This window comes from Paraburkholderia sediminicola (assembly GCF_046026895.1).
Lineage (GTDB): Bacteria > Pseudomonadota > Gammaproteobacteria > Burkholderiales > Burkholderiaceae > Paraburkholderia > Paraburkholderia sediminicola_C.
Map to the genome: position 1 here is coordinate 14,191 of NZ_JAQQEU010000062.1, position 20,005 is coordinate 34,195.

General features: G+C 65.8%; 18 protein-coding genes and 1 pseudogene. 17 read left to right on the forward strand and 2 right to left on the reverse strand.

Features of this window, described 5'->3' with window-relative positions; genetic code table 11:
- The first annotated feature begins 11 nt into the window (after positions 1–11).
- The 15 genes from PQR02_RS30280 to PQR02_RS30350 all read left to right on the forward strand — a co-directional run bounded on the left by PQR02_RS30280 (position 12) and on the right by PQR02_RS30350 (position 14,626).
- The gene (locus PQR02_RS30280; RefSeq protein ID WP_408240301.1) at positions 12–1,478 is read left to right on the forward strand and encodes an aldehyde dehydrogenase family protein; all 1,467 of its coding nucleotides are present in this window, start codon (positions 12–14) and stop codon (positions 1,476–1,478) included.
- 8 nt (positions 1,479–1,486) lie between these two features.
- Complete coding sequence (locus PQR02_RS30285; RefSeq protein ID WP_408240304.1) at positions 1,487–2,554, forward strand: maleylacetate reductase; 1,068 nt, start codon at positions 1,487–1,489, stop codon at positions 2,552–2,554.
- A 30-nt stretch (positions 2,555–2,584) separates the two neighbouring features.
- On the forward strand, positions 2,585–3,463 hold the full coding sequence (locus PQR02_RS30290) for an intradiol ring-cleavage dioxygenase (protein ID WP_408240307.1): 879 nt from the start codon (positions 2,585–2,587) through the stop codon (positions 3,461–3,463).
- Positions 3,464–3,468: 5 nt separating this feature from the next.
- Entirely contained in the window at positions 3,469–3,780 is a 312-nt protein-coding gene (locus PQR02_RS30295) for a YciI family protein (RefSeq protein ID WP_408240310.1), read from the forward strand.
- 3 nt (positions 3,781–3,783) lie between these two features.
- The gene (locus PQR02_RS30300) at positions 3,784–4,116 is read left to right on the forward strand and encodes a Rieske (2Fe-2S) protein (protein ID WP_408240313.1); all 333 of its coding nucleotides are present in this window, start codon (positions 3,784–3,786) and stop codon (positions 4,114–4,116) included.
- Between the two features lie 150 nt (positions 4,117–4,266).
- Positions 4,267–4,656 carry a cytidine deaminase gene (locus PQR02_RS30305; protein WP_408240316.1) on the forward strand — a complete coding sequence of 130 codons (390 nt, stop codon included), beginning with the start codon at positions 4,267–4,269 and terminating at the stop codon, positions 4,654–4,656.
- A complete protein-coding gene (locus tag PQR02_RS30310) occupies positions 4,653–5,693 on the forward strand; it encodes a nucleoside hydrolase (RefSeq protein WP_408240319.1) in 1,041 nt (346 codons plus the stop codon). The genes PQR02_RS30305 and PQR02_RS30310 overlap by 4 nt, the downstream gene beginning before the upstream one ends.
- A 292-nt stretch (positions 5,694–5,985) precedes the next feature.
- Entirely contained in the window at positions 5,986–6,921 is a 936-nt protein-coding gene (gene panE / locus PQR02_RS30315) for a 2-dehydropantoate 2-reductase (RefSeq protein ID WP_408240322.1), read from the forward strand.
- A gap of 81 nt (positions 6,922–7,002) precedes the next feature.
- Positions 7,003–7,302: a hypothetical protein gene (locus PQR02_RS30320; protein WP_149670953.1), complete on the forward strand. Its 300-nt coding sequence runs from the start codon at positions 7,003–7,005 to the stop codon at positions 7,300–7,302.
- A gap of 227 nt (positions 7,303–7,529) precedes the next feature.
- Positions 7,530–9,005, forward strand: coding sequence for a MocR-like pyridoxine biosynthesis transcription factor PdxR (gene pdxR, locus PQR02_RS30325; RefSeq protein WP_408240325.1), 1,476 nt, complete (start codon positions 7,530–7,532; stop codon positions 9,003–9,005).
- 402 nt (positions 9,006–9,407) lie between these two features.
- Positions 9,408–9,860, forward strand: coding sequence for an HU family DNA-binding protein (locus tag PQR02_RS30330; RefSeq protein ID WP_042326082.1), 453 nt, complete (start codon positions 9,408–9,410; stop codon positions 9,858–9,860).
- Between the two features lie 367 nt (positions 9,861–10,227).
- Entirely contained in the window at positions 10,228–11,637 is a 1,410-nt protein-coding gene (locus tag PQR02_RS30335; RefSeq protein ID WP_408240328.1) for a circularly permuted type 2 ATP-grasp protein, read from the forward strand.
- 167 nt (positions 11,638–11,804) lie between these two features.
- The gene (locus tag PQR02_RS30340) at positions 11,805–12,755 is read left to right on the forward strand and encodes an alpha-E domain-containing protein (protein ID WP_408240331.1); all 951 of its coding nucleotides are present in this window, start codon (positions 11,805–11,807) and stop codon (positions 12,753–12,755) included.
- A 12-nt stretch (positions 12,756–12,767) separates the two neighbouring features.
- Positions 12,768–13,568, forward strand: coding sequence for a transglutaminase family protein (locus PQR02_RS30345; protein ID WP_408240334.1), 801 nt, complete (start codon positions 12,768–12,770; stop codon positions 13,566–13,568).
- Positions 13,569–13,753: 185 nt separating this feature from the next.
- The gene (locus tag PQR02_RS30350) at positions 13,754–14,626 is read left to right on the forward strand and encodes a proteasome-type protease (protein WP_408240337.1); all 873 of its coding nucleotides are present in this window, start codon (positions 13,754–13,756) and stop codon (positions 14,624–14,626) included.
- A gap of 186 nt (positions 14,627–14,812) precedes the next feature.
- Here PQR02_RS30350 and PQR02_RS30355 read toward each other — a convergent pair whose 3' ends face one another.
- Positions 14,813–15,997 carry a porin gene (locus tag PQR02_RS30355; protein WP_408240340.1) on the reverse strand — a complete coding sequence of 395 codons (1,185 nt, stop codon included), beginning with the start codon at positions 15,995–15,997 and terminating at the stop codon, positions 14,813–14,815.
- A gap of 448 nt (positions 15,998–16,445) precedes the next feature.
- Positions 16,446–17,768 carry a YihY/virulence factor BrkB family protein gene (locus PQR02_RS30360; protein WP_408240343.1) on the reverse strand — a complete coding sequence of 441 codons (1,323 nt, stop codon included), beginning with the start codon at positions 17,766–17,768 and terminating at the stop codon, positions 16,446–16,448.
- Positions 17,769–18,021: 253 nt separating this feature from the next.
- Between PQR02_RS30360 and PQR02_RS30365 the strand changes: the two genes are divergently transcribed.
- Positions 18,022–18,561 carry a YbaK/EbsC family protein gene (locus PQR02_RS30365; RefSeq protein WP_408240361.1) on the forward strand — a complete coding sequence of 180 codons (540 nt, stop codon included), beginning with the start codon at positions 18,022–18,024 and terminating at the stop codon, positions 18,559–18,561.
- Between the two features lie 60 nt (positions 18,562–18,621).
- Positions 18,622–20,001, forward strand: a pseudogene (locus PQR02_RS30370) (methyl-accepting chemotaxis protein); the annotation flags it as partial.
- Positions 20,002–20,005: the final 4 nt, after the last annotated feature.

Here is a 20,005-nt window from a genome sequence, read left to right on the forward strand (position 1 = left end):
GAGGACCATTCATGCAAACCCAACTGTTCATCGACGGCCGCTTCACGGACGCCGTCGAAGGCGGCACGATCGACGTGCTCAATCCGCACGACGGCTCGCTGATCACGAAGATCGCCGCCGCCACGGCCGCCGATGTCGACCTGGCCGTCGCCGCCGCGACCCGCGCGTTCCCGAAGTGGGCGGCCATGCCCGCCGCCGAACGCGGCCTGCTGCTGCTGCGCCTCGCCGACGCGATCGAGGCGAATGCCGAGGAACTCGCGCAGCTCGAATCGCTCGACACCGGCCACCCGATCCGCGACTCGCGCGCGCTCGACGTGCCGCGCACGGCCGCCTGCTTCCGCTATTTCGGCGGCATGGCCGACAAGCTGCAAGGCTCGGTGATTCCCGTCGAAGCCGGTTTTCTCAACTACGTGCAGCGCGCGCCGATCGGCGTGGTCGGGCAGATCGTGCCGTGGAATTTCCCGCTGATGTTCACGAGCTGGAAGATGGGCCCGGCGCTGGCGGCCGGCAACACGGTCGTGCTCAAGCCTTCGGAGATCACGCCGCTGTCGACGCTGCGCATCGTCGAGCTGATGGCCGAGGTCGGCTTTCCGGCGGGCGTCGTCAACATCGTCCCGGGCTACGGTCATACGGCCGGGCAGCGGCTTGCGGAGCACGAGGGCGTCGGCAAAATCGCGTTCACCGGTTCGACGGCGACGGGGCGGCGCATCGTCGAGGCGTCGCGGGGCAACCTCAAGCGTGTGCAACTGGAACTGGGCGGCAAGGGCGCCAACATCGTGTTCGACGACGCGAATCTCGACGCCGCCATCAACGGCGCCGCGTGGGCGATCTTCCACAACCAGGGCCAGGCGTGCATCGCCGGCTCGCGCCTGATCCTGCACGAGCGCATCGCCGATGCGTTCCTCGAACGTTTCGTTGCGCTGGCCGCGTCGATCCGCGTCGGCAACCCGCTCGATCCCGACACCGAGATGGGGCCGCTCACGTCGCAGCAGCATCAGGAACGCGTGCTGGCTTTCGTCGACGTGGCGCGGGGGCAGGGCGGCCGTGTGCTGACCGGCGGCGCCGCGCCGCAAGACGCGGCGCTCGCGAACGGCTACTACGTGCGCCCCACGGTGGTCGAGGCCGCGGGCCCGAACGACCGCGTCGCGCAGGAAGAAGTGTTCGGCCCGTTCGTGACGGTGCTGCGTTTTCGCACCGACGACGAAGCGCTGGCGATCGCCAACGGCACTGCATACGGACTCGGCAGCGGCCTGTGGACCCGCGATCTGTCGCGCGCGCATCGCGTCGCCGGGCAGATCGAGGCGGGCATGTGCTGGATCAATTGCTACAAGCGCGTCAATCCGGGCAGCCCCTTCGGCGGCGTGGGGCAGTCGGGCTATGGGCGGGAGATGGGCTTCGAGGCGATGCACGACTATACGGAAGCGCGCTCGGTCTGGGTCAACGTGGACGGCAACGTGCCGCCTCACTTCAAACGCTGAGGCCCACCATGGAGCACTTCGTCTATCAGGGGACGCCGTCGCGCGTGGTGTTCGGGTGGGGCGCGCTGGCGACGCTGCCGGCGGAAGTCGAGCGGCTCGGAGCCCGGCGCGCGCTGATTCTCGCAACGCCCGAGCAGCGGCCATTGGCCGACGAGGTGATGCGCGTGCTCGGCGCGCGCGCGGCGGCCGTGCATGCGCAGGCCGTGATGCATGTGCCCGTGGAAGTGGCCCGCGCCGCGCGCGACGCCGCGTTGGCGCTCGACGCCGACTGCTGCGTGGCCGTGGGCGGCGGCTCGACCGTGGGTCTCGGCAAGGCGATCGCACTCGAATCGTCGCTGCCGATCGTCGCCGTGCCGACGACCTACGCGGGCTCCGAGATGACGCCGATCTACGGCTTGACCGAAGGCCGTCTGAAGCGCACCGGCCGCGATGCGCGCGTGCTGCCGCGCACGGTGATCTACGATCCGTCGCTGACGCTTTCGCTGCCGGCGGCCATTTCGGCGGCGTCGGGCGTGAACGCGATGGCGCATGCGGTGGAAGCGCTGTATGCCGAGGACGCCAACCCCGTCATCAGTCTGATGGCCGAGGAATCGATCCGCGCGCTGGGCGAAGCGCTGCCGGTCATCGTGCGCACACCCGACGACGCGGCGATGCGCAGCCGCGCGCTGTACGGCGCGTGGCTCGCCGGCACCTGTCTGGGGGCGGTGGGCATGGCGCTGCATCACAAGCTTTGCCACACGCTGGGCGGCACGTTCAATCTGCCGCACGCGCAAACGCACGCGGTGATGCTGCCGCATACCGCGCACTATAACCACGCGGCCGCGCCCGATGCGCTCTCGCGTGTGGCGCGCGCGCTCGGCGGCAAGGACGCGGCCGAAGCCGGTCCGCTCCTGTTCGAACTGAACCGCGCACTCGGCATTCCGGCGGCGCTCGCGCAGATCGGCATGCCGGAACAAGGACTCGACGAAGCGGCGGACCTCGCGTGCCAGAATCCGTATGCGAATCCGCGTGCCGTCGAGCGCCACGCGATTCGCGCGTTGCTGCAGCGCGCGTGGCAAGGGGCGGCGCCGGCCTGAGCGCCGTCGCGAACAAGATTGGAGGAAGACATGTCGACCAACGACAAAGACGCCGGGCAGGTACTGACGGAGCAGGTGGTGGCGAGCTTCGCCGCCACGCCCGACCCACGGCTGCGCACGCTGATGCAAAGCCTCGTGCGGCACCTGCACGCTTTCGTGAATGAAGTCGAGCCGACCGAGGCGGAATGGATGGCGGCGATCCGCTTCCTGACCGACACCGGCAAGATGTGCGACGACCTCGTGCGCCAGGAGTTCATCCTGCTGTCGGACACGCTCGGCGTCTCGATGCTCGTCGACGCGATCAATCACCGTTACGCGACCGGCGCGACCGACACCACCGTGTTCGGGCCGTTCTACATTCGCGGGATGCCCGAGCGGGCCTATGGCGAAAGCATTGCGTTCAGTCCCGGCACGCCGGCGCTCGTGCATGGCCGCGTGCTGTCCACGGACGGCACGCCGATCGAAGGCGCGGTGCTCGACGTGTGGCAGACCGCCGAAAACGGCATGTACTCCGGACAGGACACCGCGCAGCCGCACGGCAACCTGCGCGGGCGTTTCCGTAGCGACGCGCAAGGCCGCTACGCGATCTCCACGATCGTCCCGGTGAGCTATCCGATTCCGACCGACGGCCCGGTCGGCCGGATGCTCGACGCGACGGGGCGGCATCCGTGGCGCCCCGCGCATCTGCACTTCATGATCGACGCGCCGCAGCACCGCAAGCTCGTCACGCATCTGTTCGACGAGGCCGATCCGTATCTGAAGTCGGACGCGGTGTTCGGCGTCAAGCCTTCGCTGATGGTCGCCTATCGCGAACGCGCGGCGGACCACGAGCTGGCGCGCAGATTCGGCTTTGACGGGCCGTTTCGCGAGGCGCGCTATGACTTCGTACTCGACCTCGAAGGGAGCTGAAGACGATGGGACGTTACTTCGCGGTGTTCGCCACCGACAAACCCGGTATGCGCGACGTGCGCGAACGGGTCCGCCCGGTTCATCGGAGCTGGCTGCGCAGCGCCGCGCATCGCGGCGTGCTCGTGCGGCTCGGCGGTCCAACGCTCGCGCCGCAGTGCGATGCGATGAACGGGACCTTGCTGGTCGTCGAGGCGGAGGGCATCGACGAGGTCATGGACTTCGTGAGCCGCGATCCGTACATGCAGGCGGGTTTGTTCGACCGGGTCGAGATCCGTCCGTGGGACTGGAGCCTGGGCAATCCCGAGCGGAGAGTTTGAGCGATGAGCGGGATGCAGTTGTGCCGTCTTGCCGATGTTCCGGACGGGGGCGCGCGGGTCGTCGACGTAACGCCCGCTGACGCGCCGGTCATCGTCGTGCGGCGGGGCGCACGGGTGTGGGCTTACGCGAACCGCTGTCCGCATTTTTCGGTGCCGCTCGACTTCGAGCCCGGCGAGGTCTCCTGCTACCGGGCGCAGGTGCTGATGTGCGCGCATCACAGCGCGCTGTTTCGCTTCGAGGACGGGCATTGCATCGAGGGGCCGTGCGCGGGTGCGAATCTGGATGCGGTGAAGGTCGAGGTCGATGCGAATGCCTGGGTTGTCCTCGTGCGGTAAAGAGCCGCCGCACCGGCGAGTCGGCGCGACAGCCGGGTGCTCGATCCATGCGGGCTTGCTATGCTGTCGTTCGCACTTTGCGGGTTTTCGCCAGAGCCGCGTGCTGCCGAAGACCCGCTCATCAAGCCGGATCGAATCGAGGATCGCCGCATGAACATGGAACAACTGCTGGAGCGCGCGGGCGTCGCGCGGGACAAGGCCTATGCGCCATATTCGAACTTCAAGGTCGGCGCCGCCCTGCTGACGCGCGACGGCCGCGTATTCGACGGCTGCAACGTCGAAAATGCGGCGTATGGCCTGTGCAATTGCGCGGAACGCACCGCATTTTTCAGCGCGATTGCGGCGGGCTACCGGCGCGACCAGTTCGCGGCGCTCGCCGTGGTCGGCGATACGGACGGCCCGATCGCGCCGTGCGGCGCGTGCCGCCAGGTGATCCTCGAACTCGGCGGCCCCGGCTTGCCGATCCGCCTCGGCAATCTGCGCGGCGCGACACGCGACACGACCGCGCGTGAACAACTGCCGGACGCGTTCTACCTATGACTGCGAGCAAGCACAAGGTCATCTACGATACCGATCCCGGCGTCGACGATGCCATGGCGCTGGTCTTTCAGGCGCTGCATCCGGACATCGAACTGCTCGGTCTGACGAGCGTGTTCGGCAACGCGACGATCGAAACCACGACCCGCAACGCGCGCTATCTGGCCGGACGTTTCGCGCCTGGCGTGGCGGTCGCGCGGGGCGCGGCGGCGCCGCTTAAACGCAGCGCGCCCGAACCGCTCGCGCAGATTCATGGCGACAACGGCCTCGGCAACATCACGCTCGCTATCGTGGGCGAAGCGGTGAGCGAAGCGGCGCACGAAGCGGCGGACGCAGCGGCCGACAAAGCGGTCGACGCAGCGCCGCTCGACGCGCGCCCCGCGCACCGGTTCATCATCGACACGGTGCGCGCGCATCCCGGCGAAGTCACACTGCTCGCCGTCGGTCCGCTCACCAACCTCGCGCTCGCGCTCGCCGACGATCCTCAGATCGCGTCGCTCGTCAAACAGGTGGTGATCATGGGCGGCGCGTTCGGCACGGGCGGCGTGCTCGGCAACGTGACGCCCGCTGCGGAGGCCAACATGCTGGGCGACCCCGACGCGGCCGACCGCGTGATCGGGGCGGCGTGGCCGGTGGCGATCGTCGGTCTCGACGTCACGCAGCCCACCATCATGAGCCGCGACTACCTCGCGTCGCTGCGCGATCGCGGCGGCGCGGCGGGCCAGTTCGTGTGGGACGTGTCGCGGCATTACGAGGCGTTTCATCAGGAAAGCGCGCAACTGCGGGGCATCTATACGCACGATTCGTCGGCGGTCGCGTACCTGCTGGCGCCGCATCTTTATACGACGCGCAGCGGTCCCGTGCGTGTGTTGACGGAAGGCATCGCGGTGGGTCAGACCATCCAGAAGCCTTCGACGCTGCCCGTGCCCGCGCCGGATTGGGACCATCGCCCCGCCTGCACGGTGTGTGTCGGCGTGGATGTGGCAGGCATGCTGGCGCTCTATGAACGCACCATTTGCGGCACGCCCGGCTCTAGTTGACGAGCGGGTTTTGACAGGCCGGAGCCGGGCGCGGACATGAACAGCGCCGAGAGGACGCGAAGCATTGCAGGCTGACGCGCTCGCACCGGTTGCCGCGCTCGCGCCAACTCAAGCTGCGTTCAGGCCGACCCAAGCCGCGACGCTGCATTGCAGCACGCCCCGTCCCGGCGCACGCGTCCAATGCCGATCGCCATTCTTTGCTACATTTCTGCACACGCACTGCGTACGCGGCCCCGCAACTCTTCGCTGCTGTGCGCGGCGCGCGTGACTGAAATTCATCAAGAGGCCAAAGATGCGAATTCTGGTAGTAGGGGCGGGTGCGGTCGGTGGTTACTTCGGCGGGCGTCTCGCGGCGGCGGGTCAGGACGTGACCTTCCTCGTGCGCGCGGGCCGGGCCGAAAAGCTCGAGCGCGAGGGGCTCGTCATCAGCAGCCCGCGAGGCGACTTCACGCTGAGCGAGGTCAAGACGATTCTCGCGGGCGTGAGCGCCGAACCGTTTGATCTGGTGCTGCTCAGCTGCAAAGCCTACAGTCTCGACGACGCAATCGACTCCTTTGCACCGCTGGTCGGCGAATCGACGCTGATCCTGCCGATGCTCAACGGCATGCGCCACATCGACGTGCTCACCGCGAAGTTCGGGGCGTCGCGCGTGCTGGGCGGCCAATGCGTGATCGCTGCGACGCTCAACGCTCAACAGCACGTCGTGCATCTGAACGACATGCATACGATCACCTTCGGCGAGTTGGCGGGCGGCACGTCGGAGCGTGTCCAGGCCATTGCGGACGCGATGGCCGGCGCGAGTTTCGACGTGTCGGTCAGCGACAACATTCTGCTGCGCATGTGGGAGAAATGGGTCTTCCTGGCCACGCTGGCGGCGAGCACGTGCTTGATGCGCGGTTCGGTCGGCGATATTCTGGCTGCGCCCGACGGCAAACGCGTGATCGAGAATCTGCTGGGCGAGTGCCGCGCGGTGGCCGAGCACAACGGCTTCACGATGGGCTCGGACTTCGACGCGCGGGCCACGCAGACGCTGTTCACGCCTACGCCGCTCACCGCGTCCATGCTGCGCGACGTGGAAAACCACGCGCATACCGAGGCGGATCACATTCTCGGCGACCTGATCTCGCGCGGCGGCGACGCGCAAAAGGGCGAGCACGGTCTGTCGCTGCTGCGCATCGCCCATAGCCATCTGAAGACGTATGAAGCACGGCAAACCCGCACGTCCTGAGTGAGCGATTGCCGGCGCCGGCGCGGGAACGAAGGGGATCGAGAAGGACCGCCATCGCAGTCTAACGACCGGAGGTTAAGCATGCCCGCTCCAACCGGCTCGGTGCCTGCGCTCAGTGCCGCTTCGGCGACGATCTTCTCGATCGGCATCGTCTTTCTCGGCTACTGGGGCTTGTATGAGCCGACCAAGTGGCGCGTCGCCGACATCGTCGTGTTCGTGGCCGCGCTGACCGGCTTTGCCTGCCTCGGGCTCGTGCCGTGGATGGCGACGAGCCCCGTCGAGCCGGAAAACAGCGATGCCCGGATTCGTATCGCGCGGCATCTGTTTCTCACAGGCGTGATCGCGATCTGGTTCGCGGTGGCGACTTCGGTGATTTTCTAGCCGGATGTTTGCGCTTGCCGCGACCCAGCGGCTCGCGAGCCGACGTGCAGGATTCCTGACCTAGCGCAAGACAGACGCCGCCCGCTTTCGCCATGCTTGCGCGCGTCTGTCACGAGACGCCCCTTATCGCCGATATCGGCTCCGCTCGCCGCGGGCAACGGTAAGCTTACGTCCATCACTCGTATTCCCGAAAAACCATTTCCCGGATATCCGAAGTAGCCACCCGAATGGACATTCATATCGCGGTCGAAGGGCATCACGATCTGTCCGGACAGATATATCGGCAACTGCGCGCTGGCATTCTCGAAGGGCGTCTCGCGGGCGGCACGCGCTTGCCGTCCACGCGCGATCTCGCGACGCAACTGGGCGTATCGCGCAAGACCACACTCGATGTCTTCGAGCGCCTGCTCTCCGAGGGCTATCTGAGCGCGCGGGCCGGTTCGGGGACCTTCGTCGCCGACGGTCTGGACCGCCTGCCGGTGGAGCGCTCCGCGCATGCGCGGGCCGCCGGGCCGTCGCGCGAACGGCCCCAGGCCAAAGCGTCCGCCGCGCGCGCCCAGCCGCTGTGGGAGCAGATGCCCGAGAGCTTGCCGCTGCCGCGCCCTTCGGTGGCGTCGCCGTACGATTTCGTCGGCGGCGCGACCGACAAGGCGCTGTTCCCGTTCGACGTCTGGCGCCGTTGCGTGAATCACGCGCTGCGCGCGCAGGCGCGCGGACCGGGCACGTATCGCGACGCGGCCGGCGAGCAGGAGCTGCGCCTCGCGATTTCGCGCTACCTCGCGTTCAACCGGGCGGTATCGAGCAATTGGGAAGACGTGATCGTGACGCAAGGCGCGCAGCACGCGCTCGATCTGATGGCGCGCATCACATTGCGGCCAGGCGAAATCGCCGCGCTCGAAGACCCCGGCTATCCGCCCGCGCATGCATGCTTCACGGCCACCGGCGCGCGCGTCGTGCCGGTGCCGGTGGACCGCGAAGGGCTGATCGTCGGCAAGCTGCCGGACAAGGCGCGGCTTGTCTACGTGACGCCGTCGCATCAGTTTCCGCTCGGCATGCCGATGAGCCTCGAACGCCGCGTCGAACTGCTGGAATGGGCGCAAAAGCGCGGCGCGGTGATCATCGAGGACGACTACGACTGCGAGTACCGCTTCGAAGGCAGGCCGATGGAACCGCTGAAAAGTCTCGATCGCGCGGGACTCGTCGCCTACGTGGGTACCTTTTCGAAGACGATCTTCCCGGAGTTGCGGGTCGGCTACGTGGTGCCTCCGGCGTCGCTCTACGGGCCGCTCTTCAAGGCGCGTCAGATCGCCGACTGGCACGGCTGCACGCTCACGCAAACCGCGCTCGCGTCCTTCATGCTCAACGGCGACTTCGCCAAGCATCTGCGGCGCATGCATAAGATCTACGCGGCGCGGCGCGCGATGCTGCTCGACCATCTGCGCGGCGACCTCGCGCGCTGGTTCGAGCCGATCGTGCCGACCGCGGGCATCCATATGGCCGCGCGATTGCGCGCGCCGTTGACCGAGCAGGCGGTGGTGAGCGCGGCGCGCGAAGCGTCGATCGGGCTGTATGGTCTCGCGCCGTTTCATCGGCGTGCGCAGCCGCAGCCTGGGCTGATGTTCGGCTACGGCAGCATCGCGGTCGAACAGATCGACGCGGCGCTCACGAAGCTGGCGGGCATCCTGCCGCGTGTGGCGCGATGACGGCTGGCGTCGATTCGCCGGAGCCGGGCTCGACGCTTGTGTCTATCGGCTGCGTGAGCGGCGCCGGGTTGACCAACGCGCTCGTGATGAACCGCAGCTGTCGCCGCGACTCTCACGCGACTCATCCGCAACGCGTCCGTTGACGAAAAGTGCCTGTATTCAGGCATCGAAACGAACTGTAACGTGCGTTACGTGTTGGTGTTGCCGACCTCGTCCCCACAGGTTTACCCGCTAAAACAAGCATCAAAATGTGTTGCGGAGTCTGCGCCGCGCAACAAACCTTTGCCGAGATACATAAAAGAGTCGCGCAAATCGCATTGGCGCTTGTAGAATCCGGCGTTGAAGCGTGCACATGCCGTGTGCGCTTCGAGCAATTCACTGACCACAACAGGTAGGAGAAACATGCCGACTTCCGCAAAAAAGGTGGCCAAGAAGGCTGCTGCCCCGGTACCGACCAAGAAGGTTGCTGCAAAGAAAGTCCCTGCGAAGAAAGCCGTCGCAGCTAAGAAGGTCGCCGTGAAGGCGTCCAGCGCACCGTCGCCGATCAAGGACACCTTCACGAAGGCCTCGTTGGCTGCTCACGTCGCTGAACGCGCCGCTGTTGAACCGAAGACCGCCAAGGCCGTGCTGGCCGCGCTCGAAGACACGATCCTCGGCGCAGTGCACAAGAAGGGCGCTGGCGAATTCACGCTGTCGGGTCTTCTGAAGATCGTCGTGCAAGCTGTGCCGGCAAAGAAGAAGCGCTTCGGCAAAGACCCGTTCTCGGGTGAAGAGCGTTGGTTCCCGGCCAAGCCGGCCAGCGTGCGCATCAAGGCACGTGCGCTGAAGAAGCTGAAAGACGCTGCAGCAGGCTGATCGCGCATCACGCGTCGCCGTGGTGCGCTCAGCGCCGTGTTTTAGCCATGGTTGAAGTTTGAGCGGATCCGCAGTGCAGGTTGTCCGAATCCCCGTGGGTGTGAATCCACGGGGATTTTTTTGCGCGCTCGCAGGTTGCGAAGCACGCGTGCGTTCATCGCGGTGCCGCTCATGCACCGTACTAGCGCATCGTGAGCCGCCGCAGTACGATGACAGCGCAGCCATGCCGTCCGGGATATGCTGTTAGCGTGCATGCAACGTGTCTCACGCACCAAAAGCTCAATGGCATAGCGTTTGCTTGATTGAGGTCGAACACCGAATGCGCAGCGCATTCGCCTTCTATCCGACAACAAGAGCGGGGCGTGACATGCGATGCTATGACGAGATGCGTCATCATGACGATGCCGTGCGGCCACACTATGCTCGTTTCGAGCGATGGTTGGTCCAGCAGGGCAACGAGGCGATCGCGCGCAAACGTGCGGAAGCCGACCTGCTGTTTCGCCGGGTCGGCATCACCTTCGCGGTGAACGGCGATCTGTCCGGTACCGAGCGGCTGATTCCTTTCGACCTGATCCCGCGCATCATTCCGCGCGGCGAATGGCAGACTCTCGAAGCCGGTTTGCGCCAGCGGGTGCAGGCGCTCAATCTGTTCATCCACGACGTCTATCACGATCGCAACATCGTACGCGCGGGCATCGTGCCGGCCGAGCAGGTTTATACCAATGCGCAGTACCGGCCGGAGATGCAGGGCGTGAATGTGCCGCTCGGTGTTTACGCGCATATTGCTGGTGTCGATGTGGTGCGCGCCGGCGACGCAGGCGAGTTCTACGTGCTCGAAGACAACCTGCGCGTGCCGTCGGGCGTCTCCTATATGCTGGAAAACCGCAAGATGATGATGCGGCTTTTCCCGGAGCTGTTCGTGCAGAACCGCATCGCGCCGGTCGCGCACTATCCCGATCTGCTGCTCGATACGCTGCGCTCGGTCGCACCCGAAGGCGTCGACGATCCGGTCGTGGTGGTGCTCACGCCTGGCATGTACAACTCCGCGTATTTCGAGCACACGTTCCTCGCGCAGCAGATGGGCGTGGAACTGGTGGAAGGCAAGGACCTGTTCGTTGACGACAACTATGTGTTCATGCGCACCACGCAGGGGCCGAAACGGGTCGACGTGATCTACCGCCGTGTCGACGACGACTTTCTCGATCCGCTCGCCTTCCGCAACGACTCGGCGCTCGGCGTGCCGGGTTTGCTGACTGCGTATCGCGCCGGGCGAGTGGCGCTCGCGAACGCGATGGGTACCGGCATCGCCGACGACAAATCGATCTACCCGTACGTGCCGGACATGATCGAGTTCTACCTCGGCGAAAAGCCGATCCTCAACAACGTGCCCACGTTCCAGTGCCGCAAGCCCGACGACCTCGCCTACACGCTCGCGCATCTGCCGGAGCTGGTCGTCAAGGAAGTGCATGGCGCGGGCGGCTACGGGATGCTGGTGGGACCGGCGTCGATGCAAGCCGAAATCGAAGCGTTCCGCGAACGTCTGATCGCGCGGCCGGCCGGCTACATCGCGCAGCCCACGCTCGCGCTGTCCGCGTGTCCGACGTTCGTCGCAGCGGGCATCGCGCCGCGCCATATCGACCTGCGTCCGTTCGTGCTGTCGGGCAAGACCGTCACGATGGTGGCCGGCGGCCTCACGCGTGTCGCGCTGCAGGAGGGTTCGCTGGTCGTCAACTCGTCGCAGGGAGGCGGGACCAAAGATACCTGGATGGTCGACTGACGCAGTTGCCGGTGCGCTCGGCTGGGCCGCTCATCGAGCGCTCGGGCCAGCGCGTTCGCAACCCAGCGCGCCGCGGCGGCCCGCAATCCGCCGCCGGCGCACACGGATAACCAGCGCGGGCCTTTCTCTTCGACGCAGGCCCGCGTCATCAGATACGGAACGCCGTCATGCTAAGCCGCACCGCCGATCACCTTTTCTGGATGGCCCGCTACATGGAGCGCGCGGAGAACACCGCCCGCATGCTCGACATCAATCTGAAGGCGCTGCTGTTGCCACAGACGCCGGAACAGGAGGCGCGCGCGCAGCGTTCGGTGCTGCGCATCTCCGAACTCGAATCCGCGTTCGCGCAGCGCTACGACGAGCCGACGCGCGAACACGTGCTCGATTTCATGGTGGCGGACGCGAACAATCCGTCGAGCATCCATTCGTGTCTGCAGGCGGCGCGCGAAAACGCCCGCGCCGTGCGCGGCACGCTGACCACCGAATGGTGGGAGACCATCAACGACACGTGGCTCGAATTCAACGAGCGTGTGTCGTCAGGCCAGGCCGCGAACAATCCGGGGTCGCTGTTCGAATGGGTGAAGTTCCGCTCGCATCTGTCGCGCGGCGTGACGATCGGCACCGCGCTGCAGGACGACGCGTTCTTCTTCACGCAACTCGGCACCTACCTCGAACGCGCCGACAACACCGCGCGGATACTCGACGTGCGCTTCGCGGACGTCGAACCGAATTCGCGCGATGCCGCGCGCCAGCTCGAAGACTTCTATTACTGGACTTCGATTCTGAGTTCGGTGTCGGCGCTCGAAATCTACCGCAAGGTGTATCGCGACGTCGTCACGCCCGCGCGCGTGGTCGAACTGATGATCCTGAACCAGCAAATGCCGCGCTCGCTGCTCGCCTCGCTCGAAGGCGTGTGCGCGAATCTGGCGATGCTGCGCACCTCGGGCTCGAACCAGTGCGAACGCTTTGCCGGCAAGTTGCGCGCGGAGCTTGTCTATTCCGACATCCGGCAGATTTTCGAAGCCGGGCTGCACGCCTATCTGACACAGTTCCTGGCTCGCGTGTTCGAGCTGGGCAATCTGGTCGCGCGCACCTATCTGATGCTGCCAGTCGCCTGACGGAGTTTTTTTATGTACCTGACGATCCGCCACGACACGTCCTATCGCTACGAAGCGACGGTCCATTATTCGATCCAGCAATTGCGTCTGACGCCCTCGAGCGGCGCGTCGCAGGTGGTGCGCCGCTGGAGCATCGACGCGCCGGGCAAGCTAGACGCGACCTTCGATGCGTACGGCAACATCCTGCACACGCTGGTCATCAACAAGCCGCATAGCGAAATCCGTCTGCATGTGGCTGGCGAGGTGGACACGATCCCGCTCGTCGACGGTCTGCTGCGCGACGCGGTCGGCCCGATTCCCCTCGAGCATTTCACCTGCTCGACGCGCCTGACCGAGGCCGATGCGGCGGTCCGCGAGCTGGCCGAGTCGGTGCCGAGTCTCGCGAGTTCGGCCAATCTGATCACGCTGTCCGAGCAGATCGTGCAGCGCGTGCAGTACAACCCGGGCGTCACCGAAGTCACCAGCACGGCCGCGCAGGCGCTCGCGCTCGGCAACGGTGTGTGCCAGGACCATGCGCATCTGATGCTGGCGTGCTGCCGCTTGCGCGGCATTCCGGCGCGCTATGTGAGCGGCTATATCGAACCCGGCGATGTTCCGCACGGCGCAAGCCATGCGTGGGTCGACGTCTGGCTCGACGGCAAGGGCTGGATTTCGATCGACGTCACGCACGCCGCGTTTGCCAGCGAGATCTACTGCCGGCTCGCCGTGGCGCGCGACTATGAAGCGGCCGCGCCGGTGCGTGGACGGCGTATCGGCGGGCTTGAAGAGCAATTGAAGGTGTCGGTGTCGGTCAGCGCGCAATTGCCTCAGTAGAGAGCTCGTAGCGCGTTTCGCGGACCGCGTGCGGGACGGCTCGCTCATCGACGCAGGCGGCGGGCGCGGGCCCGCGCATTCCTTCAGACGGGGCCGCAAAAGCCGCAATACAGCAAGGCGCGGGACAGAAGAGCATGCGCGCGGCATTACAATAGCGCCGTTGAGTTGCTTTTCGCGGGTACCTTATGACCTACTGCGTAGCGATGGCCGTCGATGAAGGACTCGTGTTCCTGTCGGACACGCGCACCAATGCGGGCGTCGATCACATCAGCACCGCGCGCAAGATGTCGGTGTTCGAGCAACCGGGCGAGCGCATGCTCGTACTGCTGGGCGCCGGCAATCTGTCGCTCACGCAAGCGGTGCTGCACGAGCTGTCCGAGCCGACCGACGTCGCGTTGCCCACGCTCTGGAGCGCCCCCACGATGGCCGATGCGGCACGCGTGGTCGGCCGCGCGGTGCGCTGCGTGCATCAGCGCGAAGCGCAGCCGCTGCAGGAATTCGGCGTCGACTTCAATTGCAGCTTCATTCTCGGCGGACAGATCGCGGGCAACCGGCCGCGCCTGTTCATGATCTACTCGGCGGGCAACTTCATCGAAGCCTCGGCGGCGAACCCGTATTTCCAGATCGGCGAGGCGAAGTACGGCAAGCCGATCATCGACCGTGTGCTGACGCCGTCCACGCCGCTCGACGAAGCCGCCAAGTGCGCGCTGATCTCGATGGATTCGACGTTGCGCTCGAACCTGTCGGTGGGCTTACCGCTCGATCTGCTGGTCTACGAGAAGGACGCGCTGCGAGTCACGCGTTTCGTGTCGATCGACCGCGACAACGCGTACTTCGAGATGATCCACAGCACGTGGGGCGAGCAGTTGCGCCAGGTGTTCGGCGCGATTCCCGATCCGGACTGGCAGGACGCGTCCAACGTGCCGTCGATGCAAAGCGAACGGGGGCTGGTGCTGCATCGCGCGCCGGTGGGCGCCGATGGCATCGAGCATGAACTCGACGCGAAACCTGCGCAGACGCTGGCGCAGGCGGACAAGGGGAAGGTGCAGCGGCGCTAGGGCGGCTGTTACCGCTACGAAGGCCGCCGCCGAATCCGGTCACGGATTTCGCGGCGGTTTTTTTTGTCGCCGCCGTCTGTCACACCCGCCGTGCGACAAAACCTCAAGACGAAAAAAAACCAGCCATCGGCATTGCCTCTGGCTGGCTTTTTACTATGTCGCTTTCAGCTACGCAGCAAGTTCCGATCAGAACTTGTGACGCATACCGAGGCTGACCATGACCTGGTTGCTGGTGCTCGACTGGTTGCCGTAGGAACCGATCGAAGCCGTAGCCGCCACGAGGCCGCCGCCCGCTCCCGGTACACGCTGTTCGCCGCTTGCATGCTGATATGCGCCAATCAGGTAGAAGTCCGTGCGCTTCGAGACCGAGTAATCGCCGCCCAGCGACACCTGGTTATACGACGCGGACGAGTCGCCGTGCGCCTTCGTGTAGGCGTAGCCAATACCCAGCAGCGCTGCCGGCGTGAGCTGATAGCCCAAATAGGCGCGGCCCACTTCGTACTTCTGGGTCTGACCGAAGGTCGAACTTCCGTCATGGTAGTACTGCGCGTTGCTGTAGCTCAGGTTGCCCGTCCACGGACCGGTAACGTACTGAACAGCCACCGAAGCGATACCGATCGCGCTCGCCGACGCGTACGCGGCGTTGACGCCAGCGTTGGCCGGGAAGTTGGTGTCGAACGTGCCGGTCGTCGTCGAGCTATTCCAGCCGCCATTGCGGGTAGCCGGGTTGCTTGCATTGCTGGTGTGCAGGTAGCCAGCAGCGACGCTGAACGGACCCGTTGCATACGTTGCCGCGCCTGCCCACGTCTGGCCGGAACCCGCCGCGCCTGCGACGCCGCCCACCCCGTACAGACCTTCCAACTGGAAGCCGCCCCACACTGGCGAGACGTACTTGACGGAGTTGTTGACGCGGAAGCTGTTGTCGTTATTGTCGACGTCGCCCGGCGTAGTGAACGTGCTGCCGAAGTAGTTGTCAGCCGTCAGCGGCTGGACCATGTCGACCAGCGGGTCGTACTGACGGCCGGCCGTCATGGTACCCCACGAGTCACCGGTCAGGCCGACATAGGCCTGGCGACCGAACATGAGGCCGCCTTGACCCAGCTTGCCGTTGTTGACGTCAAAACCGTTTTCCAACTGGAAGATTGCCTTCAGGCCACCGCCCAGGTCTTCCGCGCCCTTCAGGCCGAAACGGGGGGCCTGAATGTTGCCGCCGAACAGTTGCACCAAGCTACCACCATGGGGGGTGGCGTTGTTTACGTATTGGATCGATTCATCGATCAGGCCATACAGGGTCACGCTGCTCTGAGCATGTGCCACGCCGGTGACGCCCAGCAGCGCCAGCGAGAGGGTAGACAGTGCGATTCGTTTCATCCATTTCTCCACGCAGATGATTAGTCGTTGTTGCGAAAAGGAGAATAGCTCACTGCGCGTATCGGTAAGAACCGGAAAAAAAAGAGTGTCGCCAAAAACTGACAAACCACGCAAAGCCTTGTATTTAAAGCCCGTTATTGATTGTTTCAGTTTGCGCAATAGTAATTGGTGGACTACGCATTATTGTTGTTTTGTTGACAGTGGCAGTGGGGTTGACTGCAGTTTTGGCACTAATTTGAAGGTAATTTGTAATCAAGTCGTCTAATGTTCTGGACCATTCCGCGAAAAGTCGGCCAAGCCGGCAACGAGGACTTTTCACGGCCGGCTAGACAGAAGCGATGCGTTGTGAGCACAGCAGGCGCAACCTATTGGTCGAAAGGGTGCAACCATTGCCCGCGGGTTCGAAGCTTAGGTTGCGGCGGCGGACAGCGCGCAGCGGTCGGCACTTTCAGCGGCGCTCGGCGCGCTCTTCGCCGCGGTCCTCGGCCGCGGCGCGTTCGTCGCTATTGCGGCGCGCCGCCGTGACTGCGGCGAGGCCCGCCACCGCGGCAAGCACCACCGACGTCCACGGGTTCCGCCTGACATAGCGATCGGCGGCCTTGGCCTGGCGGCGGGTTTCGGCCAGCGCGAATGCCGCGAGACGGGTGGCTTGAGCTTCGGCATTCACGACGCCACGCGCCACTCTGACGGCGGTCGAGCGCGCGGAAGCCAGGTTGCGCGCTTGCACCCCGAGAGTCCCTGTCGCGCGCATCGGGGTGGAAGACGCGTCGGGCGAGTCGGCGGCGTGACGGTCGGCACGCGCTTGCACATACCCCGCGACCGTCGACGCCGCGAGCACCGACGCGAGCTTCGCGCGGCTGCCCGGGGGCCCGCCCCCCTGCATGCCCCAGCTGCCGCGCGGATCGTGCAGACGTCCGCGGGCCGCCGAAAATTCCGCGCCGAGCAGCAGCACGGCGGCCGAGAAGTACAGCCACATCAGCAGCACCGCGAGCGAGCCGGCCGCGCCGAACGAAGTCGCCATGCCCGCGTGCGCCAGATATAAAGCGAACAGTTTCTTGCCCGCCGAAAACAGCACCGCCGCGACGATCCCGCCGACCAGCGCATCGCGCCAGCGCACGCTGGCGTCCGGCAGGAACTTGAGCAGCCCGGCAAAGGCGAACGCCAGCACCAGCAGGCCGACCCCGAGTTGCAGCAGGTTGCCGATCACCACGTAGGGTGAATCGCCCCACAGCCAGTTGCCGACAAAGGTGATGACCGTATCGAGCACCAGCGAGACGATCAGCAGAAAGGCGACGCCCAGCACCAGTCCGAACGAGATCAGGCGTACCCGCACCAGCGCGATCACGCTCGAGGTGCGCGGCCCGGTGTAAGGCCACACCTGGTTGAGCGCGCTATTGAGCGACGAGAAGGTGGCCGACGCGCCGATCGCCAGCGCCGAGAACGAAATGATCGCCGCGATGCCGCCGGCGCTGCCGTTGTGATGCGCGTTCTCGACGATGGTCTGCACACCCACGGCGGCCTGGTTGCCGAGCAGTCCGTTGATGTGGTGGTACAGCTCGCCGCGCGCGGCGGCCGCGCCGAAGAACCATCCGGCCACCGCGATCACCATGACCAGCGTCGGGGCGAGCGAGAACGCTGCATAGAAGGCGATGCTGGCGGCCATGGCTGCACAGCGGTCCTCGGAGAACTGCTTGAACGCGCCGATCGCCCAGTTGGCCTGCTTGCGGGCCACATGCTGGAGGTTATCCGCGGAAAGGCTGTCGATGTCCATGGTCGTCTTTCTCAATCGAGTGCCGGCGTGGGATTTGCGTTGGTCGAGCCGGTGAGGCGGCCCCGGCGCAGTGTTCGCATCAAGCCTTTCGCAAACCTTGTGCCTGTGACTATACAAGTGAACCGTGCAAACAAACGGCGCAAAAGAACCGCGCAGCCAGGCGCTGCTCGACTCGACCGATGCCGCGCGCCGCGCCACCGTCCGCGCAGTGTGCCGTTAGAATGCCAGGGGATCCTCACACACCTTGCTCACCATGCACTCGCACGAACTCGTACAGCAGCTGGATGTCATTGCCGCGGAACAATTGGGCGCGCACTTGCCTGCCCATGTCGTCGAAGAGTTGCCGGCTCACGGCGTGACGGTTTTCGCCGTCACCGACGACGCGTCGGACACCGCCGCATTCAGCGCGCGTTATGGCTTCGGTCTGGAAGACTGCGCGAACACCATCGTGGTGCGCTATAAGAAAGAGGGCGCCGAGCATTACGCGGCGCTGGTCTCGCTGGGTTCGCGGCGGCTCGACATCAACGGCGCGGTGAAGGCCGCGCTGGGCGCGCAGCGGCTTTCGTTCGCCAAGCGGGAACAGGCGGTCGAGCACAGCGGCATGGAGTTCGGCGGCATCACCGCGTTCGGCTTGCCGGCCGACTGGCGCGTTCTGGTCGACGCCGCGGTGATGGAGCGCGCGCAGATCGTAATGGGCGCGGGCGTGCGCGCGGCGAAGCTGCTGCTTGCGCCCGGCGTGCTGCGGCAATGGCCGCGATGCGAAATCGCGTCGCTGACGCTGCCGCTGGAGTAACGCGCAGCGAGCGTTCCCCGCGAACCGCCGGACTGGCCCCGCGCGCCTCCACGCACGCAGCTCGCCGCGGCCGGCACGATGCCGCTCGCCGACGCGCAACGCGCGGCGATGGACGACCTGCGCGCGATGCGCTACGACGGCGCCGGCGGCTACCTCGTGCTCGAGGACAGCCACGCCCGGGTGCTGATGCACGGCACGCGCTCCGACCTCGTCGGCAAGGACATGACGGGCGTCACCGACCCGGACGGCCGCCATGTGTTCAAGGAAGGTTCGGAGCAAACCCAGCGCGAAGGCGAAGCGTTCGTGCATCTGCAATTCCCGAAACCGGGTTCCAGCGAACTCGCGCCGAAGATCAACTACATGCGGCTCTACAAGCCGTGGGACTGGACCATCGTCACCGGCGTCTACACCGATGACATCGACAGCGCGTTTTACACGGCGCTCGCGCAGTACGCCGGCGCGTCGCTGATTCTGAGCTTGCTGGTGTCGCTCGTGATCGGCGTGATCCTGCGCAGCATCCTGCGGCAACTCGGCGGCGAACCGGCCTACGCGGCGCAGATCGCGTCGCGCATCGCCGACGGCGACCTCGACGTGGCCGTCGCGACCAGGTCCGGCGACGAAACCAGTCTGCTCGCCGCCATGCAGCGCATGCAGCTGCGCCTTGCGCAAGCGATCACGCAGATTCGCGGCGGCGCGACGCTGATCGCGACGGTGTCCAACGAGATCGCCGCCGGCAACGCGGACCTGTCGCGCCGCACCGAGCAGCAGGCGAGCGCGCTCGGTGAAACGGCGTCGAGCATGGAGCAGATCACCGCGACCGTGAAGCAGAACGCCGACAACGCGAAGCAGGCCAGCCAGCTCGCGCACCACGCCTCGGAAACGGCGGCGCGCGGCGGCGACGTGGTCGGCCAGGTGGTTGAGACGATGCGCGGCATCTCGCAGTCCTCGCATCGGATCGGCGACATCATCGGCGTGATCGAAGGGATTGCGTTTCAGACCAACATCCTGGCGTTGAACGCGGCGGTCTAGGCGGCGCGTGCCGGCGAGGAGGGCCGCGGCTTCGCGGTGGTGGCGGGCGAGGTGCGCACGCTCGCGCAACGCAGCGCGGCGGCCGCGAAGGAGATCAAGGCGCTGATCGAAGAGTCGGCGGCCCAGATCGCGGACGGTTCGCAATACGTGGGTCGCGCCGGCGAAACCATGCAGGAAGTCGTGCTGGCGGTGCGCCGCGTAACCGACATCATGGGCGAAATCAGCGCCGCGTCAGTGGAGCAAAGCTCGGGTATCGAGCAGGTCAACATCGCGGTGGCGAGCATGGATCAGACGACGCAGCAGAACGCGGCGCTGGTGGAAGAAGCGAGCGCTTCCGCCGACGTGGTGAAGGCGCAGACCGGTCAGCTCTCCGCAGCGATTGCCGTGTTCACGTTGCCACAGCAGCGCTGAATCA

What these genes read in the sequence shown, in the direction of transcription:
- PQR02_RS30365 (WP_408240361.1), top strand. Translation starts at nt 18,022, where the DNA reads ATGCACTCGCACGAACTCGTACAGCAGCTGGATGTCATTGCCGCGGAA.
- PQR02_RS30310 (WP_408240319.1), top strand. Translation starts at nt 4,653, where the DNA reads ATGACTGCGAGCAAGCACAAGGTCATCTACGATACCGATCCCGGCGTC.
- PQR02_RS30330 (WP_042326082.1), top strand. Translation starts at nt 9,408, where the DNA reads ATGCCGACTTCCGCAAAAAAGGTGGCCAAGAAGGCTGCTGCCCCGGTA.
- PQR02_RS30285 (WP_408240304.1), top strand. Translation starts at nt 1,487, where the DNA reads ATGGAGCACTTCGTCTATCAGGGGACGCCGTCGCGCGTGGTGTTCGGG.
- PQR02_RS30280 (WP_408240301.1), top strand. Translation starts at nt 12, where the DNA reads ATGCAAACCCAACTGTTCATCGACGGCCGCTTCACGGACGCCGTCGAA.
- PQR02_RS30350 (WP_408240337.1), top strand. Translation starts at nt 13,754, where the DNA reads ATGACCTACTGCGTAGCGATGGCCGTCGATGAAGGACTCGTGTTCCTG.
- PQR02_RS30335 (WP_408240328.1), top strand. Translation starts at nt 10,228, where the DNA reads ATGCGATGCTATGACGAGATGCGTCATCATGACGATGCCGTGCGGCCA.
- PQR02_RS30320 (WP_149670953.1), top strand. Translation starts at nt 7,003, where the DNA reads ATGCCCGCTCCAACCGGCTCGGTGCCTGCGCTCAGTGCCGCTTCGGCG.
- PQR02_RS30295 (WP_408240310.1), top strand. Translation starts at nt 3,469, where the DNA reads ATGGGACGTTACTTCGCGGTGTTCGCCACCGACAAACCCGGTATGCGC.
- PQR02_RS30300 (WP_408240313.1), top strand. Translation starts at nt 3,784, where the DNA reads ATGAGCGGGATGCAGTTGTGCCGTCTTGCCGATGTTCCGGACGGGGGC.
- PQR02_RS30360 (WP_408240343.1), bottom strand. Translation starts at nt 17,768, where the DNA reads ATGGACATCGACAGCCTTTCCGCGGATAACCTCCAGCATGTGGCCCGC.
- panE (WP_408240322.1), top strand. Translation starts at nt 5,986, where the DNA reads ATGCGAATTCTGGTAGTAGGGGCGGGTGCGGTCGGTGGTTACTTCGGC.
- PQR02_RS30345 (WP_408240334.1), top strand. Translation starts at nt 12,768, where the DNA reads ATGTACCTGACGATCCGCCACGACACGTCCTATCGCTACGAAGCGACG.
- PQR02_RS30290 (WP_408240307.1), top strand. Translation starts at nt 2,585, where the DNA reads ATGTCGACCAACGACAAAGACGCCGGGCAGGTACTGACGGAGCAGGTG.
- PQR02_RS30340 (WP_408240331.1), top strand. Translation starts at nt 11,805, where the DNA reads ATGCTAAGCCGCACCGCCGATCACCTTTTCTGGATGGCCCGCTACATG.
- PQR02_RS30305 (WP_408240316.1), top strand. Translation starts at nt 4,267, where the DNA reads ATGAACATGGAACAACTGCTGGAGCGCGCGGGCGTCGCGCGGGACAAG.
- PQR02_RS30355 (WP_408240340.1), bottom strand. Translation starts at nt 15,997, where the DNA reads ATGAAACGAATCGCACTGTCTACCCTCTCGCTGGCGCTGCTGGGCGTC.
- pdxR (WP_408240325.1), top strand. Translation starts at nt 7,530, where the DNA reads ATGGACATTCATATCGCGGTCGAAGGGCATCACGATCTGTCCGGACAG.